This is a genomic window from Mucilaginibacter sp. BGA-UO-ETr-C110, from assembly GCF_059567985.1.
Genome location: NZ_JCAQPB010000002.1, coordinates 5,513,783 through 5,532,444, shown reverse-complemented (window position 1 = coordinate 5,532,444; position 18,662 = coordinate 5,513,783). Strand labels below are relative to the sequence as shown.

Genomic DNA, 18,662 nt, shown 5'->3' with positions numbered 1-18,662 from the left:
AATCCGGCCTACATATAGCAATCTGTTAGCTGAAATTAAAAAAGGCCGCCCCATGTGTATGGGGCGGCCTCTTTAATTATATGGAGAATATGTTATATTATGGTTTGTCCCACCATACGCGGGTATCTACTACATCGCCACCACCGTATGGAAATGCCGCTATAGCAGCCGTGTAATTAGGTCCGTTTAGATTTGGCTCTGTTGTTGGATAACCAAATCTGCGTGGGATTTTACCTCCTGGATTAACCGCATCTGGTGCAGGTGTAAGAACCGGGATCCCTGTTCTTCTCCACTCTGACCATCCTTGCTGACCAACACCATAAAGCGTGATCCAGGTTTGCTCCTGAATTTTTGCTATTGGGGTAGATGCGGAAGAAACACCGATAGTAGCTAAATAAGTAGTTATATCGCCTGTAACATTCCACTGTGCCCATGAATCGGTAATACCTTTTGAAATCAGGGTAAATGAATTTTCGCCTGTGCCATAGGTAATTGAAGCCTCAGCACGCAGTAAATCGATGTATGATGCGGTGATCACATATACAGGAGCATTTTTTGTTTTCCATGCTGGTGCAAAAATAGTACAGTAGTCTGGATTAGCTACCAGGAACGTTTGATTATGTGCACGGTTTAAACCATAAGGAACGCCCTTTACTTTATTGCTCGCATTGGCCTGTCCGTAAGCAAAAACGCGGGGATCGCTATAACCATTCAATTTATCAGCAACAGTTGCGCTGATGGCCAAAATAGAGGCCCCTGTTAAACCATTAAATGGATTAATGAAAGTATCACCTGGATAAAGAACACCAAAGTTATCAGCATTAGCAGTAATGTAACCGTTAGGATCATTCAAAGCTGCTGTAAATTCAGTTTTGCCTGTAGTCGGATCAACTTTTGATAACCTCATGGCCAGCATCATCCGTAATGAGTTAGCAAACTTTTTCCACTTGGTTAAATTTCCGCTATAAACAATGTCTCCCACTATTGCATTACCAGATGACTGAAAAGAAGCGATCGCATCTTTTAACTCTTTAAAAAAGTCGGCATATATGGCTTGTTGCTTGTCATAAGCAGCAGTGGTATTTTGCTTTAAGGCCTGTGAATAAGGGATATCGCCATAGCGGTCTGTAGCCAATGAGTACCAGTAAACTTTTAAGATCCTTGCAATCTGGATTTGGTTTACGGTATTACCTGCAAGCGCTGCAGGATCTGGTTTAGCAGTACAAACGTTGATGATGTTTTGCAAATCATATAAACGACCAGCATAAAATCCGCTCCATGACACGTTACTTTGTGCATAAAGTTGATTATCCGGATATTGTACCTGGCTAAAATATTGTGCAAAATACTGCGTACTTGCAATGGTAGCATCAGAGGTAAAGCCTACGGCCGTGTTTGATTCAACACTTGTTAACAAGGCCGAAGTAACCGGCGTTGATGCAGCATCCGGGTTTATATTGCGCTGTGATAATTTAGTACATGAGCCTAAACCCAGGCCCAGCACTGCAATTACACTATAATATTGAAATTTCTTTTTCATGATAATTTTTTTTTAGAATTAGAAGCCAGCCTTCAGGGTTAAACCAATGGTTCTTGATGGTGGCAATTGGCCACTTTCTCCGTATGCATTTACAAATTCAGACGGGTCAAAGTTCCTGTTCTTGGTATAGATCAACCAAAGGTTACGGCCAAATGCGCTTAAAGTTAAGTTCTGTATTACTTTGTTAATAGAAGATCCTTTAAGGTTAAAGGTATAACCCAGGTTTACTTCGCGCAGTTTGATGTAGCTAAGGTCAAAAATGTGCATTTCGTTAATCTTGTTGGCGCCGTTACCATCATAGTAATCAACAGCATCAACATACATATCAACCGGTTTGCCGGTTTTGTCGACACCTTTAACGTGTACACCACCACCGCTTGCAACAGGGTCACGAACCGGTTTGCCTTTATCATTGTTACCGGCTGTATAATCATACAAACCAGAGAAACCACCCCAAAGATCAGACAGGGAGAAGTATTTACCACCTTTTGAGAAGTCAACGGTAAAGTTTAATGATACATTTTTGTATTTAAAGGTATTGACCATACCACCTGTAAACTGAGGTAATACCGAACCAAAATTCACATTATCCTGGAAGGCATATAAACCGGTAGCAGGATCTATCACCGGCTGGCCGTTTATTTTTTGGATACCACGGCCACGTATCTGACCATATTCGCCACCAACTATAGCCCAAACACCCGGAGCGTACGCAGTGGTACCTGTAGCGCTTGAATAATCGGCACCACCCAGGTAATAGGTTTGGATGCCCGGAGCAAGTTCTAACACTTTTGATTTATTCCTGGCAAAGTTTGTATTGATGTTCCAGGAGAAATCGCTGGTTTTAACAGGATAACCGTCAACGGTTAACTCAATACCTTTACGGTTGATTTTACCCGCGTTGATCAGTTTCTGGGTAAATCCACCCACTGAGCTCACGTCAACTGTAACAATCTCATTTTTCTTGGTTTCATCATAATAGGTACCGCTAAATCCTAAACGATCATTCAGGAACCTGATGTCCAAACCAATTTCTTTTGAGGTTGATAATGATGGTTTAATGTTGCCATCAATCAATTTATCAGGTGTTGAAATGGTTGGCGCACCGCTCCATTGAGCACCTGGAGTATAGTACAAGCTCAGGTTATACGGATCAAGATCTGAACCTACCTTTGCCCAGCTGCCCCTTACTTTCAAAAAGCTGATTGCAGGCACAGATGCGGTCACAAATTTGGTTAACAAAAATGTTAAACCAACAGATGGGTATAAATAAGAGTTTGAGGTGGTTGGCAAAGCAGAACTCCAGTCGTTACGTAAACTGAAATCAGCAATAGCGAAATCATCCCAGTTAGCGCTGGCACGTCCGTAAACAGACCTAACCTCTTTATAAGTACGTTGTTGTGAATAATAACCCGGCTGAATGGCACTGTTTGAAATGGCAAATACATCCGGAACTATCAAACCGCCTTTAGTGCCGTTTTCAAGATAGCTGTAGCTATTGTAACGATCATTAGCACCTACGTTCGCGTCAACATTTAATTTACCGAATTTTTGGTTGTAAGATGCTAAAAACTCGTAGTTGTTTTCAACCTGACGAACATCATAAGTATCATAAGTAGCTCTTACAGGACGACCACTTTTTGCGGTAGCAGTTGAGAACTCATTGATTGACAATGGAGATGACAAATCAGATGTACTGATCTGGAAAATATTTGGCAGGAACGATTCGTAATGGGTGTTTCTTTGGTTTTTCCTTACGGTACCACTTACTTTGAAATGCTCATTCAATTTATAGGTTAAGCCAATATTCCCGTATAACCTGTCTTGTGTATTAAGGGCATAAGCCTGGTTAAAATACGCGTAAGGGTTAGTCCAGTATAAAGTTCCGCTATTAATAGCATCTGCACTGATACCGTTTGAGTCATCCAGGTTCCATGATGGAAGCCTGCCGGAAGGGGTTCTTAAATTTTGCAGTTGTTTAAGGATACCGATGTCCAGATCGCGGTGAAACCATGAGTTGAATGAACCTGAGGCGTTGTTACCATATGCATCGCTAAATTCACCACGGGTTTTTTGGTTGATGTAGTTAATATTCGCATCAACTGTAAAGTGTTTTGAAAGATTGTATGACAGATCAGTTGCTATAAAGTTTCTTTTTAACCAAGATCCTGGTATTTCGCCTTTTTCATCCTGATTGGTATAAGATACCCTTGCATTATAATCATCACCAACTTTACTAAAGTTAATGTTGTTGATCAACTGACGGCCGGTGTTATAAAAATCCCTAACGTTATTAGGCTGAGGAGTAAGTTTAGCCGTTTTATAGGAATATTGTGTACCCGGGAACCATGCGTACCATGGAATATACTCCTGTCCTGTCATTTTAGGGCCCCATGATGCATCATCAAAATAGGTATGGTAGTTTTTACCACTTAAAGCTTTCCAGGCTACCGGGTCACCATCTTGCCAGGTATAGGTTTGCATACCAGCACCGGCTGTACCACCAGAATATTCATTTTGATACTTTGGCAGTGTACTTACGGAGTTAAATGCAACTGAAGAGCTAAAGTTAATCCCAACACCCGGGCTTTTCCGGGCTTTTTTGGTAGTGATCATCAATACACCTGCATCTGCACGCTGACCATAAAGAGCTGTTGCAGACGGGCCTTTCAATACCTGAACATCATCCACATCATCCATGTTGATAAAGTTGATATCATCAACCGGGGTACCATCAACTACAAATAATGGCTGATGCTCATTAATAGTAGCAGCACCACGTAAACGAATAAGCGCCGCAGAACCCAATTTGGCGTTTGACTGGCTCCGAACCTGCACACCGGCAATTTTACCGGCCAAAGCCTGGTTTATGTCGGTTTGGCGTGTTGAAGTAAGGTCGGCTCCTTTTATGCCTTGTTGCGCGTATGGAAGATTGTCGGCTTTACGTTGGATACCCAATGCCGTTGTTACAACCACTTCACTTAACTGGCGGCTTGATACCGCAAGCCTGGCGTTTACAACAGCTCCGCGTACGGGAACCTCTTGTGGTGTATAGCCAATAAAACTAAAAATAAGGACGGCATTTTCTGGAACACTTAAAGTGAATTTACCACTTGCGCTGGTTTGGGTACCAACAGTTGTTCCCTTTACCTTTACTGTAACTCCCGGGATGGGCAGGCCATCTTCCTGGGCCGTAACCGTACCAGTAATTGTACGGTTTTGTGCAAAAACCTGCGTAATAGACAACAGCAGAAAGCACAAACTTGCTAGTAGAAGTTTTTTCATTTCGTTAATAATAAGATCAGTTAATAGTTAATTAATCATAAAAGTAATGTTACATTATCAAAAAGTCAAGTTAAATCTGATAAAACCATGACTTTTTTTTAAAAAAGTTAATTTTTAACAGTAATAATAATAATTATAGTACTAGGTATTGCATAATACAATCCAAAACATATATCTTTGTATTATGATTGTAGAAAACACACAAACCCAAATGAGGAAAGGCATACTGGAGTATTGCATTCTTTCCATCATAGCCAAGGGCGAAATATATGCATCAGACATTATTGCTGAACTTAAAAAAGCCCAACTACTTGTAGTTGAGGGAACTCTGTACCCTCTGCTAACCCGTTTAAAAAACAATGGCCTGCTCACTTACAATTGGGTAGAGTCAATTTCGGGACCGCCACGAAAGTATTATGTGCTATCGGAAGAAGGAAAAATTGTATTGGAACAACTGGATAAAACCTGGCAGGAATTGGTTTATGCCGTGCAAACCGCCATTGGCGAGAGAAAATAAAAACCTATAAAAAAATCACAGATCATGAATAAAACTATCATCATAAATATAAATGGCATCGTATTTCATATAGAAGAGGATGCTTACGAGGTACTTAAAGCTTATATGACCGACGTAAAACGTCACTTTTCGTCGTCGGCCGACAGCCTGGAGATCACAACCGACATTGAAAACCGCATAGCCGAAATGTTTAATGAAACATTGGCCAACCAAAACAAACAGGTTATTGTAGAAGCCGATGTTAAACTGGTTGTTGAGCAAATGGGTTCGGTTGAAGACTTTGAATCTGTTGAAAACGACGAGGCTAAACCGGCTGGCAGCAGCACGTTTGGTTATAATACCGAACGTCGCAGACTTTTCCGCGACCCGGATGATCACCTGGTGAGCGGTGTGGCCGCGGGTATTGCCAATTATTTTGACATACCTGCCGTATGGATCAGGCTGGCCTTTGCCCTGTCGTTAATTTTTGCAGGCAGCGGACTTATATTATACATTGTATTATGGATAGTTATACCCAAAGCCACCTCACGGGCCGACCGCATGGCTATGAAAGGCGAAAAACAGGATCTGAAAGGTTTTAAAAAGAACTTTGAAGACGAGATGAGCATGGTAAAAGAAAACCTTTCCAATTTTCGCCAGGAAGCACGCCCCTTTGTTTATAAAGTGCGCGATTTTTTGGGTGACTTTTTTGACCACCTGGGCACATTTTTAAGAGGTACCGGAAGTTTTTTGGGTAAACTCATAGGCCTTGTTATATTACTTACCTGCTTTGGGCTGGCCATTGCCCTTATTATAGTGTTTGTGGGTTTCGTTGCTTTTGGCAAAACGGATATATACCATATATTCCCTTTCAACATTGTTAACGAGGATACCAACCTGATATTCCTCTGCGGTGGTTTCCTGCTGTTAGCTATACCTTTATTAACACTGATATTGGTTACCATTGGCTTTTTATTCAAAAATGCCACCTTTAACCGCTCAATAGGCACTACCTTATTATGTGTATGGCTGGCTTCGCTGGGAGCGGTTGTATATTATGGAGCTAGGGCATCGGCCGATTTTAAAGAAGGCGCTAAGCTGAGCAAAACCATCAACATCAAGGCAACGCCCAACAATACCTATTATTTACAGCTGAATGATGCCAAATATTTAAGCAACGAGGATAGTACCCGCCTGCGCATCAAAGAAAGATTTAACGGCATGATCATTCTTGATGATGATTTTAATGGCGATGATTTTGACCACCAGGACCGCGTACACATCGATATAGAAAAAAGCGATGTGCCCCAGCCCATCCTTGTGGAATCATTTACCGCAAGGGGTCGAACAGATGAAGACGCGTTGATCAACGCCCGCAACATCAGCTATCGTTTTATACAAAAAGACTCGGTATTAAAATTTGACCGTCACCTGGAAAGACTTGGACGTACCATGTGGCGCGGACAAGAGCTACACATAACCCTGAAAGTTCCCCTGAACGCCAAATTGGTTATCGATGGCAAGCTCGACCGTAACCTTGACATTAACTTATATAGCTGCCTGCAGGCTAATACACCTCAAAACCCTGCCGGTTCTGTATATATTATGGCAAATGAGGGATTGCAATGTAAAATAGATACCGCAGCCCTCGCTGCCGCGGCAAAAGCTGATAGTATAAAAAACCATTTGGTGCCCGATACTGCAAAAACCGAGGACCAGTAAACTCAACCTAAACCTATCATTATATAATGAGAGCATTGATAAAATATATAAGCCTGCTATTATTTAGCGGGCTTATTGTTCCCTTTTGCAATACTAATATCACCGATAAATCGATATCAAAAAAGTATACATCGCCTCTTAATATCTTGTTTAAGGTACCTGCCCCAGATTCTGTGAAAAATACCAAACAGCTTAATTATAGTCATCAGGCGTTAAAAAATTAAGTTTGGACAAAGCTGCAATTACCGAACTAACCCGTCAAAAAAAATGAAAAACTATATCCTCATCATGGCCTTCCTGTGCCTTTCACTTTGGGTAAAGGGCCAGTCTCATACAACATCTATACTGCCGGTTCATATAGATACTGTATACTCTGATATTTTAAAAGAAAAAAGACCCGTTTGGATTTACACACCGGGATTTGATACCAGTTACTTTTCTAAACCAGCCTACCCCGTACTTTATGTATTTGATGGTGATGGTTATTTTGCTTCATTGGTAACCCTGATACAACAGTTAAGCGCTATAAACGGCAATACTGTACTGCCCCAGATGATCATTGTAGGCATTCCCAACACCCGTGGCCACCGCACCCGGGATCTTTCACCAACCAATAGTTCATTTGATAAAACCTCTGGAGGCGGTGAGCAGTTTACCCGTTTTTTACAAACAGAGCTGATACCTTATATTGATAAAAATTATGCTACCGCCCCTTACAGAACCCTCATAGGTCATTCACTGGGTGGTTTAATGGCTATCAATACCCTGATAAATCATACGGGCCTGTTTAATGCTTATATAGCCATTGACCCAAGCATGTTTTATGATAACGATGGTCTTTTAAAACAAACGGGAACAGCTTTACAGCAAAATGACCTTAAGGGCAGTAAATTGTTCCTTGGGATAGCCCATACCATGAACCCCGGTATGGATACCCTCCAGGTGCGAACAGACACCTCCGAAATTACCCACCATATCCGCTCTATTCTGAAATTGACTGATAATTTAAAAAAGAATCCATCCAATAACTTAAAATGGGCATACAAATATTACCCGGACGATGATCATGCCTCGGTACCGTTGATTGCCGAATATGATGGTTTGCGATTTGTGTTTGATAAAAACAGGTTCCCCCGTAACCAGCCCATGAACCAGTTTTTTGATAAGGCCTATTCGGCACATGATTTAAAAGCACTTATCATGAAGCATTATCAAATGATGTCGGAAGAAATGGGATATCTGGTGCGCCCTGACGAATCATTGATGAACGGGCTTGGTTATACCTTTCTGCAGCAAAAGGATAATGAAAAGGCATTGATGTTTTTTGATATCAACATAAACTACTACCCTAAAAGCTTTAATGTATATGACAGCATGGGCGATTATTATCTGGCGAATAACAACAAAGTGAAAGCCGGGGAGTACTTTAAAAAAGCCCTGGCCATTAAATACAGGGCCGAGATAAAAGACAAGCTGGATAAATTGGAAAAAAAGTAACACCCGGTATATTTTCGGCTAATATGTAATTAAACACCAGCCTGGTATTAAAATTTTAAATTAACTGTAACCTTCTTCCCTCTTTTAGCATCTTAATGTAAGATTCACACAAAGCCGGAGGTTTAACCGGGTTGGATAACATAAATTAAAAGAGTTGTAAATGTTCATCGGTGTTTTCAGGTCGTTTACCGGAAGTTTAGCCGTTTTCGCCTAAAAGCATTACTAAAAAACATAATCTGTTAGCACATTTGAACTATAAAAACAAACATCATGAAGAAAATCGCCTATATAAAATAACATACTAAAACCAAACCGCTTAACACCCGGGATCAACTAAAACTTATTCATCAAATTTTAAAAAGAAGCACATTCTTTAATGGCTCGCTATTGCCTAATCATTTCAACACCAAAATCATGAAAACTCTTATAAACAACATATTTTGCACCCTCCTGCTTGTAGTTATCAGCTGGAGCGCGTCCTTTGCCCAGGGGGGTAAATCAGGAGGTGCCAAAGTATCCGGCTCCTTACTGAACGAACAGGGCAAACCAATGGATTACGCCACCGTAAGCCTCATCAGGGCTACCGACTCAACCGTTGTTAAAGGCGCTTTGAGTAATGATAACGGTGTTTACACCTTTGATAACATCCGCTCAGGCAAATACCTGATTAAAGCTTCTGTTGTGGGTTATCAAAAAGCGGTGACCACCCCTTTCACCGTTCCGGAAAGTGCCACAACTGTTACCGCACCGGCGCTAAGTATGCGTGCAGGCAGCACCGAATTGAAAGGTGTAACTATTACCGGCACCAAACCACTCATCGAGCGCAAAATAGACCGTACCGTAATGAATGTGGAAAACAGTGTACTGGCAGCAGGCAACACCGCATTGGAGATACTGGAGAAAGCGCCTGGCGTTACGGTTGATAAGGATGACAATATCAGCCTGAAAGGCAAACAGGGTGTAACTGTGATGATCAACGATAAATTAACTTATTTAAGTGCCGCGCAACTGGCTACCCTATTACGCTCAACAGATGGAAACACCATCAAATCCATCGAGATCATTACCAACCCATCTGCCAAATATGATGCTGCCGGTAATTCAGGTATCATCAATATCAAATTGAAGAAAAACAGCCAATCAGGCACCAACGGCAGTATCACTGTTGGGGCCGCCCGTGGTAAATACTGGAGAGATAACACCAGCTTAAATTTAAACCACAAAGAAGGTAACCTCAACGTGTTTGGTACTTTTAGCCGTGGCGATAACAAAAACACCCGCGATATCTATATTGACCGCGTTACCCGTGACAGCACAGGTAAACCTACCTATTTTAACCAGCTCACCAGTATGCCGCATGTTTACCATTATAATAATTACCGCATAGGTGCCGATTATGATGTGACCTCTAAAAACACCATCGGGTTTGTGGTAAGCGGCTATTCAAACTCAGAACTGGACAATAACAATGGCAGTACTAAAATTGGCGCAGTGCCTAACCGGGTTGACTCATCCCTGACTACTGTATCCACCATCAATCAATCTTACAAGAACTTTGCCGCTAACCTGAACGACAGGTTCAAGATTGATACCAGCGGCCAGGAATTAAGCGTCGACCTGGATTATTCGAAATTTAAAAACAACTCTATAGCTCAATATAATACTAACTATTTTCTGCCCGATGGCAGCACTCCACACGCCCCTCAATTACTGCGTAACCAAACACCATCAAACATTACTATATATACAGCCAAGGTTGATTATACCAAACCTCTATCTAAAACCGTAAAGCTGGAAACAGGTGCTAAATTCAGCAGCGTTAAAACAGATAATAACCTGCAGGCACAGATATTTAACGGCAATAGCTACGTGAACGACACCACCCGTACCAACCGCTTTATTTATACCGAAAAAATAACTGCCGGCTATCTTAACCTGAACAAACAGTTCAAAAAAACATCGATACAATTAGGCTTACGCGGTGAGTATACCCAATCAAATGGTAACCTTTTGGGCAGCACACCGGTTGATCGCAGCTATTTTAACATTTTCCCAAGTGTGTTCATCAACCGTACATTGAATGATAAAAACGAGATCAGCTTCACTTACAGCCGTCGTATCGATCGCCCGGGTTATGATGACCTGAACCCCTTTGTATACTATCTTGATCCGTACACCTTTTCAAAAGGCAATGCCTTCCTGAAACCACAATACACCAACAACTTTGAGTTTAACTATACCTATAACAAAAGCATCAACGTAAGTTTAAACTACAGCCGTACTACCGATGTGATCACCGAAATCATATTAACAGAAGGACAAAAATCTTTCCAGACCAATCTGAACCTGCAAACCCAAAATTCTTACAGCCTTAATATCAACGCGCCATATACCATTACCAAATGGTGGAGCGGTAATGTTGACGTGAACAGCTTTTACCTGGGCTTTAAATCAGACTCCGTTGGAACCGGTAAACTAAGCTCTGGCCAGGTAACCGTACAGGTAAAAGCCACTCAAACATTAACATTTGGCAGCTACAAGTTTGAGATCAGGGGCGATTACCAATCACCGCTTACTTATGGTATCTATAAAATAAAACCACGTTACGGTGTCGATGCTGGTGTAAGCCACTCATTCGCCAACAAAAAGGCTAACATTAAACTGGCGCTTGATGATATATTCTTCATCCGCCGTAATAACGTAAGCAGCCACACACTGGGTAACGATTTTGATATCCGTCAGATCAACGACTCACGGGTTGGCCGCCTAACCTTTACCTACAACTTTGGTAACAACAAAATTAAAGCCCGCGAACACAGAAGCGGTGCCGATGATGAAAAAGGAAGGGTGAAAGGAGCGAATTAAGTTGGCGGTTTGCAGTTAGCTTCAAGAAATTCTTGCTAACTGCAAACCGCCTACTGATAACTGCAAACTAAACTACTGTCCCACCATAAATACCGCATTGCTGAATAGTAGCTTGCCGTTTTCCCAGAAGCTGCGGAATAAAGGATCATCAACCATATAGATCACCGAGCCACGACCCAGCGATTGTACACCCAGCAGCATACCATTAACGATCTTTTGTTTTGATTGTACGCCCACAAAACCCGATACATAGCTATTCTTTTTCACTGTACCTACATTCCAGCTATCCTCGCCTAAAAAATCGTAGATATCATCATTCAGTTTTAGCGAGTAATAATAGTTGGGCAAACCAAAACCAAGCGGATGCGTATTATCCAGTGTTAGTTTAAATATAGCGCCGGGGATCATCGAGCGAATGGCATCACGGTCGCGGTCGCCATATATTTTAATGTTTTCCTTTTCTTTGGCCTCTGCTTTTTCATCCTTCTTCTCTTCTTTCTTTTTCAGGGTGAAACCTTTTTTATCGGCCAGCTGTGCTACCGCATTATCAATAGCAATCAATTTACCACCTTCACGGATCCAGCCTTGCAGTTTTTCTAAAGGGAAATCCTCATAATTGCCATCCGGGAAAATAGCCACATCAAAATCAGCAAGCCGGGTACGGCCAAGGCTCTGGTAGTTTATTAAAGTAATAGGGTAGCCTAATTGCTGCTCAAACAGATGCCAAACCTCGCCCATAGCTTCGGCATTAACACCTTCGCCCGATATCAGCATTACCCGTGGCTGGCGGATATATCTTACGGCATCCGATCCCAGATCGGATCCCTTATCAACAAATCCCGAAGCCAAAGGCGTTAGGCCTTCATTTAGTGCCGCAGCCGTTTGGGTAACTACCTGGTCAAAATCGGCTCGGTCGTTACTGGCCCGGGTAATGAGTAATGAGCCTGCCATGAATTTTTTACCGGCCGCCTCAAAAGGTTTTTCGGAGTAGCGTACTTTGATATGTTTTTTGAGCAATGCGGCTAAAAACCGAACATCATTAACCGATTGCCAGTTGGCCACATAAGCATAGGCGTGGGTATTGGCCAGCGGTTGCGGCTCAACAATGCCCGAGCTTGTACTGGCCGGTTTCAGCGACTCTTTTACGCCATAGGTTTTTAGGCCATAAGCATACGGAAGCGCCCAAGCGGTAATATCGTAAGTGTTGGAGTCGGCAATAAAGGTTTTGGGTTCCAGCAATACATGCAGCAATATAGCCTTAGGTTGATGCGCGTTGATCACCATATCATTTGGTCCTACTTTATATTGCTCGGTTTTACCGGTAAAATAATCATACCCGATAACGGTTTTATTACCTAAGCCAAAGCCATACTGGATCCCATTACGCCCCAGCATTTTGGCCAGGGTATTGATGTTATTGTTATTATCATTTTTAATAACATAGGTTTTATACTCACCCGGAGGGTTGGCGCGGTTATTATCATAGAATTTTTTAAACTCATCCAGCAGCTTTTGGGCATTGGCCGATGCTATTTCAACTGTGCTCAAGCCTGTGGCATGGTGATGCGCTATGCGTTGCGCAAAAGTAAGCGTATCGCCGCTACGGGTAAGTACCGCCAGGCCACCGCTGATACCCCCCTGCTCATAGGTCATGCCGATAGAGCCGTTATATAAAGGATAAGTATCGCCATACGATGGATAAAGCAGATCGAACTCCTGTTTGGTAAAATACATCCAGCCATTCTGGTCAAAATACTTGGCATTGTTTTTACCAATGGTCACCTGGAAATCGCGCTGCCATTTGGTGATATCCTTATGATATGGCTCGGCCGCGGGTGCAAAATAATAAGGGGCGTTATATCCTTGCTCATGATAATCTACATGAACCTCGGGCAGCCATTGGTTAAACAAGCCCACACGCGCCTGGGTTTCCTTTTGTGCCTGCCAGGCCCAGTCGCGGTTCAGGTCGAAATAGTAATGGTTGATACGTCCGCCGGGCCATGGCTCTACGTGTTCGCGTGCTGTCGGACTGGCATCGGGTACGCCACCACGCACCGAGTTATAGAAATGTACATAACGGTCGCGCCCATCTGGATTCAGACATGGGTCGATAATCACCAGCGAGTTTTTGAGCCAGGCTTTAGTCGCGGTATTGGCTGGGTCTACCATGTCAAACAAGGTCCACATAGCGGCTTCGCTTGATGCCGGTTCGTTACCATGTACATTATAGCTCAGCCAGGTAATTACAGGGGCGTTAGCCATAGCGCTACCACTCTCCATACCGGCTAGGCGCAGGTTGTTATGACGGATCTCTTCCAGGCGGCCAATGTTCTCGTCGGATGCGATGAACATAGCTAACAGTGGTCGCCCCTCATTGGTGCTGCCAAACTGTTGCAGCTTTACATTTTTTGATACCTGGGCAATGTATTTAAAGTAATCAACAATGCGATAATGCGGTGTAAACTGATCGCCCAGTTTATACCCCAGGAACTCATCGGGTGATTGTATTTTTTGTGCAAAAGCAGCCGATGCGGAAACAACAGCTATTAAAATAAGGAGTAGCTTTTTTATCATAGTAAAGAAACGGTTAAGAGATACGCTAATATGCAGATAAAACCCGATATGCAGATGTGCAAATTTCAGATGTGCAGATGAAAACCCAATAAAGCATATTCTGTAAATTCTAAAATTCAGTAAATTCTGGTTCAGACATCATCTGAAATTTGCACATTTGCATATCTGCACATCTAAACGATATCTGCTTATCATCAAACTATGACCCCTCAGGAAGCCCTTCAAAAATATTTCGGTTACAGCAATTTCAGGCATCATCAGGAGGCTATTATTGAGCATGTTTTAAGTGGGCAGGATGTGATGGCACTGATGCCAACCGGCGGCGGCAAGTCCTTATGCTATCAACTGCCCGCGGTATTGCTTAAGGGACTTACCATTGTAATATCGCCCCTGATAGCTTTAATGAAAGACCAGGTCGATAGTCTGAATGTGAGCGGTATCCCGGCGGCTTTCCTTAATTCGGCCCAAACACCCGAAGAGCAGCGCCAACTGGTCGAAAAACTAAAACACAACCAGATCAAACTGTTATACCTGGCACCAGAACGCTTGTTTGGTCAGGAAAACAAACTGGTACCTTTTTTAAAAACGCTGAACGTAGTACAAATAGCCATTGACGAGGCGCATTGCATATCTCAATGGGGGCACGATTTCAGGCCGGAATACCTGATGCTGGCGCAGTTGAAAAACGAGTTCCCGAATGTCCCGGTCATTGCCTTAACAGCCACCGCCGATAAGCTTACACAAAAAGATATCCTCGAAAAGCTGAACCTGCACCGGCCGGCTGTGTTTGTATCGTCATTTAACCGGGCTAATATCACCTACCGCGTTATCCCGAAAAAGAGCAGCTTTAAACAACTCATCAGTTTTTTAAAGGAGCGCCCGGATGAGTCGGGTATTATCTATTGTCTTTCGCGCAAATCAACAGAAGACCTCGCGGCCGATCTGAAAGACGAAGGCTTCGCCGCCGAAGCCTACCACGCTGGATTGAACAACGGGGTTAAAGCCAAAAATCAGGAAGCTTTTTTGCGCGATGATGTCAAGATCATTGTAGCTACCATCGCTTTTGGTATGGGCATCAATAAATCAAACGTACGCTATGTGGTACATGTGGATCTGCCTAAGAATATCGAGGGCTATTACCAGGAAACCGGTCGCGCCGGGCGTGATGGTTTAGCCTCGGAGGCGTTATTGCTTTATTCGCCGGGGGATGCAGGCAAATTGCAGCACTTTGCCCGTATTGAAGGCAACGAAGAGCAAAGCCGCATTATGCTTAACAAGCTGAATGATATGGTGAAGTACTGCCAATTGCAATCATGCCGCAGGCAATACCTCATGAATTATTTCGATGAAGCTTTCCCGCCAAACTGCGGTTCCTGCGACGTATGCCTGACTGAGTTTAAGCGTTTTGATGGCACATTGATCGCCCAAAAAGCATTGTCGGCAGTATCCCGGCTTAATGAACGCTTTGGGGTTAATTATGTGATTGACTTTTTACGCGGATCAAAGAACGAGAAGATCCGCGAGGAACATAAGCAGCTTAAAACCTATGGCATAGGTGCCGATATCAGCAAGGTGGATTGGCAACGTTATATCCGGGAGCTCATCACCCTGGAATATTTACTGGTAACCGACGATGGCTACCCGGTACTGAAATTAACCAACCAAAGTTCGCTGGTGCTCAAAGGCATACAAAAGGTTGAATTTATTGAAACACAAACCACCGAAGAGCACCATACCGAAGCCGCGCCACCACATGAGGCAGAATTGCTGAGCAGGCTAAAAAACACCCGCCGCGATATTGCTGAATTGGAAAACGTGCCTTCATATATTATTGTGTCGGATGCTACCTTGCTGGAAATGGCCACCTATCTGCCACAAAGTTTGGATGAACTGCGGCTGATATCCGGCTTTGGCGATGTTAAGCTGGCCCGTTATGGCCGGGAACTTTTACAACCGGTTAAGGATTATTGCAAAACCAAAGGCCTGGAATCAAAAATAGCGTACAAATCGCCCAAGCGGGAGCGTAAAACCAAAACAGAACGCCCAGCCCGTGCCCCACGCAGCGGAACAGACACCCGTACCGAAACATTTAACTTATATCGCCAGGGTAAAAACGCTACGGAAATAGCCGCGGCAAGAGGGCTTTCGCAGGTAACTATCGAAAGCCATTTGAGCCATTTTGTACAAACCGGCGATCTGGATGTTAAAGAACTGGTTGCCGCAACCAAATTGCCTGTGATTATAGAAGCTGTAGAAAACTACGGCGCCGAGCGCCTGGCCCCTCTCAAAGAAATTTTAGGCGATGCCTACACCTATGGCGAAATTAAAGCCGTAATAAGCTGGATGAACAAAAGTTAGTATCAAATACCGAGTATCAGGTATCAAGACAAAAAATGTATAATTTTAAGGCGTTTTAATACACCAGCAAAAGTTTCAATGTGCAAGAAAAAGTCTTGATACTTGATACTAACGACTTGATACTAAAATATGACCACTACAGAACAACTATATCAGATATACCTGCAACACCATGTAATCAGCACCGATACCCGGAAAATTGGCAGCGGCAGTTTATTCTTTGCTCTCAAAGGAGATAAATTTGACGCCAACACCTTTGCTCAGCAAGCTATAGAAGCAGGGGCAGCCTATGCTATTATAGATAACCCGGAATATCAATTGGATGAACGGTATTTGCTGGTTGAGGATGTGTTAACCGCTTTACAAGACCTAGCCCGTCACCATCGCCGGGCTTTACAAATACCTGTTGTTGGATTGACAGGGACCAATGGTAAAACCACTACCAAGGAATTGATCAACGCGGTACTGTCTCAGCATTTTAAAACGCAGGCCACGCAAGGAAATCTCAACAACCATATTGGCGTGCCACTTACTATATTAACTATTGATGCCACACATGAGGCTGCCGTAATTGAAATGGGCGCCAATCACCAGAAAGAGATCGAATTGCTTTGCAGCATCGCGCAGCCATCGCACGGGATGATCACCAATGTGGGTAAGGCACACCTGGAAGGCTTTGGCGGTGTTGAAGGTGTTAAAAAGGGTAAAGGGGAATTGTATGATTATTTAGCCCCCCAGCCCCCTAAAGGGGGAGCAAGCCGCATTGCTTTTATCAACAGTGATGACGCGGTGTTAATGGAAATGGCCAGTGCCCGACATTTGCACCATGTGGTTTATTATGGTATACAAGATATTGACAACCTGATTAGTGGTGAAATCATCGAGAACGCGCCTTTGCTTACTATTCAGTGGACCAATAATACAACCGGCCAAACTTATACGGTTAAAACACAGCTCACCGGGGCTTATAACCTGAATAATATTTTGGCGGCCATTAGCATCGGTACTTATTTTAAGCTTTCGGCTCAAGAAATAAACGCAGGTATTGAAGGTTATCAACCCAAAAACAACCGCTCGCAAATTGTGCAAACGGCTACCAATACCCTCATTTGCGATTACTATAATGCCAACCCAAGCAGCATGACCGTAGCTATTGAAAATATGGATAAGATCAGCGCGAAACGCAAGGTATTGATCCTGGGTGATATGTTTGAACTTGGTGATGAATCGCCTGCAGAACACCTTACCGTTCTCCAAAAAGCGTTAGACACACCAGTTGATGAAAGGATATTTATCGGCAAGGATTTTGAAAGTCAAAAATCAAAAGTCAAAAATCAAAATCAGGCAGCTACCTTCTACCTTACAGCCGAGGATGCCATTGCCGGACTGAAAGCTCACCCTATAAAAAACTCCACCATCCTGATCAAAGGTTCACGGGGAATGGCTTTGGAAAGATTAGTGGAGTTGTTTTGAAGTTTGAGGCTCCAAGTCCTACGGCAGAATACCAGACTGTCGACTCAAGACTCAGAACTTCAGACTTAGAGCTTAGCAATTAAACCCGCCATCAATGGTCATGATGGACCCGGTGGTGAAACTCGCAGAGGGACTAGCCAGATAAGCTACTACCTCGGCAATCTGCTGTGGATCGCCGTATTTGGGGATGGCCATTAAGCTGCGGGCATTGTCTGCATGACTACCCTCAGCCGGATTCATGTCGGTATTCACAGGGCCGGGCTGCACCAGGTTCACGGTAATACCTTTCGGACCCAAGTCACGGGCCAGGCCACGGGTAAGGCCGCTCAATGCCGATTTACTCATCGAATACAGTGTACCCTGAGCAGCAACAACCCTATCGGCCATATTACTGCCGATGGTAATAAATCTTCCCCCCTTTTCCAGTTTTTGTGCCGCGAAAATTGCCGCCTCAAAAACCGCTTTTACATTCACATTCATGGTTAAGTGGTAATCCTGCAGCGTATGTTCTTCCATCGGTTTACCGGCATAAACTCCGGCGTTGTTAACCAGGATATCCAGTTTTCCGAATTTTTCGACTGTTTGAGCTAAAGCCAAGGTTATTCCGCCCTCTACCGCATTATCTGCCTTAACAGCTGATACATTTAACCCCTCGCCGGTTAATTCGTCTACCAATGCTTGTGCTTTTTCTTTTCCGTTTACATAAGTAAAAACCACGGTAGCGCCTTCCTGTGCCAGTTGTTTTACTATCGCTGCGCCCATACCCCGGCTACCGCCGGTTACCAGGGCTATTTTATCTTTTAATTTTTGCATTGCTATATTTTATTTGGTTGCAAAGCTATGCCCAAACAT

10 protein-coding genes are annotated in these 18,662 nt (G+C 43.3%); 6 read left to right on the top strand and 4 right to left on the bottom strand.

Annotated features, from left to right (window positions below; genetic code table 11):
* Window positions 1-97: 97 nt before the first annotated feature.
* Window positions 98-1,540: a SusD/RagB family nutrient-binding outer membrane lipoprotein gene (locus AC57BQ_RS23820; protein ID WP_496408629.1), complete on the bottom strand. Its 1,443-nt coding sequence runs from the start codon at window positions 1,538-1,540 to the stop codon at window positions 98-100.
* 18 nt (window positions 1,541-1,558) lie between these two features.
* The gene (locus AC57BQ_RS23815; RefSeq protein ID WP_496408628.1) at window positions 1,559-4,825 is read right to left on the bottom strand and encodes a SusC/RagA family TonB-linked outer membrane protein; all 3,267 of its coding nucleotides are present in this window, start codon (window positions 4,823-4,825) and stop codon (window positions 1,559-1,561) included.
* A 184-nt stretch (window positions 4,826-5,009) separates the two neighbouring features.
* On the opposite strand from AC57BQ_RS23815, the gene AC57BQ_RS23810 reads away from it, so the two are divergent.
* From AC57BQ_RS23810 to AC57BQ_RS23795, 4 genes are all read left to right on the top strand, one after another.
* The gene (locus tag AC57BQ_RS23810; protein WP_090473401.1) at window positions 5,010-5,342 is read left to right on the top strand and encodes a PadR family transcriptional regulator; all 333 of its coding nucleotides are present in this window, start codon (window positions 5,010-5,012) and stop codon (window positions 5,340-5,342) included.
* A gap of 24 nt (window positions 5,343-5,366) precedes the next feature.
* Window positions 5,367-7,043, top strand: a complete 1,677-nt coding sequence (locus AC57BQ_RS23805; protein WP_496408627.1) for a PspC domain-containing protein — start codon at window positions 5,367-5,369, stop codon at window positions 7,041-7,043.
* Window positions 7,044-7,310: 267 nt separating this feature from the next.
* Window positions 7,311-8,540 (top strand): alpha/beta hydrolase-fold protein, encoded by a 1,230-nt coding sequence (locus tag AC57BQ_RS23800; RefSeq protein WP_496408626.1) that lies wholly within the window; start codon window positions 7,311-7,313, stop codon window positions 8,538-8,540.
* Between the two features lie 414 nt (window positions 8,541-8,954).
* Entirely contained in the window at window positions 8,955-11,405 is a 2,451-nt protein-coding gene (locus AC57BQ_RS23795; protein WP_496408625.1) for a TonB-dependent receptor domain-containing protein, read from the top strand.
* A 72-nt stretch (window positions 11,406-11,477) separates the two neighbouring features.
* On the opposite strand, the gene AC57BQ_RS23790 is transcribed toward AC57BQ_RS23795, so the two are convergent.
* Window positions 11,478-13,979, bottom strand: coding sequence for a M14 metallopeptidase family protein (locus AC57BQ_RS23790; protein WP_496408624.1), 2,502 nt, complete (start codon window positions 13,977-13,979; stop codon window positions 11,478-11,480).
* A gap of 201 nt (window positions 13,980-14,180) precedes the next feature.
* Here AC57BQ_RS23790 and recQ point away from each other — a divergent pair, with 201 nt between their 5' ends.
* Together recQ and AC57BQ_RS23780 are read left to right on the top strand one after the other, a co-directional pair.
* The gene (gene recQ / locus AC57BQ_RS23785) at window positions 14,181-16,337 is read left to right on the top strand and encodes a DNA helicase RecQ (protein WP_496408623.1); all 2,157 of its coding nucleotides are present in this window, start codon (window positions 14,181-14,183) and stop codon (window positions 16,335-16,337) included.
* Between the two features lie 129 nt (window positions 16,338-16,466).
* Window positions 16,467-17,810: a UDP-N-acetylmuramoyl-tripeptide--D-alanyl-D-alanine ligase gene (locus AC57BQ_RS23780; protein ID WP_496408622.1), complete on the top strand. Its 1,344-nt coding sequence runs from the start codon at window positions 16,467-16,469 to the stop codon at window positions 17,808-17,810.
* Between the two features lie 72 nt (window positions 17,811-17,882).
* Here AC57BQ_RS23780 and AC57BQ_RS23775 read toward each other — a convergent pair whose 3' ends face one another.
* Window positions 17,883-18,623, bottom strand: coding sequence for an SDR family NAD(P)-dependent oxidoreductase (locus tag AC57BQ_RS23775; RefSeq protein WP_496408621.1), 741 nt, complete (start codon window positions 18,621-18,623; stop codon window positions 17,883-17,885).
* Window positions 18,624-18,662: the final 39 nt, after the last annotated feature.

Coding starts and splice junctions, on each gene's coding strand:
- AC57BQ_RS23815 (WP_496408628.1), bottom strand. CDS start 4,825: ATGAAAAAACTTCTACTAGCAAGTTTGTGCTTTCTGCTGTTGTCTATT.
- AC57BQ_RS23810 (WP_090473401.1), top strand. CDS start 5,010: ATGATTGTAGAAAACACACAAACCCAAATGAGGAAAGGCATACTGGAG.
- AC57BQ_RS23780 (WP_496408622.1), top strand. CDS start 16,467: ATGACCACTACAGAACAACTATATCAGATATACCTGCAACACCATGTA.
- AC57BQ_RS23800 (WP_496408626.1), top strand. CDS start 7,311: ATGAAAAACTATATCCTCATCATGGCCTTCCTGTGCCTTTCACTTTGG.
- AC57BQ_RS23795 (WP_496408625.1), top strand. CDS start 8,955: ATGAAAACTCTTATAAACAACATATTTTGCACCCTCCTGCTTGTAGTT.
- recQ (WP_496408623.1), top strand. CDS start 14,181: ATGACCCCTCAGGAAGCCCTTCAAAAATATTTCGGTTACAGCAATTTC.
- AC57BQ_RS23790 (WP_496408624.1), bottom strand. CDS start 13,979: ATGATAAAAAAGCTACTCCTTATTTTAATAGCTGTTGTTTCCGCATCG.
- AC57BQ_RS23805 (WP_496408627.1), top strand. CDS start 5,367: ATGAATAAAACTATCATCATAAATATAAATGGCATCGTATTTCATATA.
- AC57BQ_RS23820 (WP_496408629.1), bottom strand. CDS start 1,540: ATGAAAAAGAAATTTCAATATTATAGTGTAATTGCAGTGCTGGGCCTG.
- AC57BQ_RS23775 (WP_496408621.1), bottom strand. CDS start 18,623: ATGCAAAAATTAAAAGATAAAATAGCCCTGGTAACCGGCGGTAGCCGG.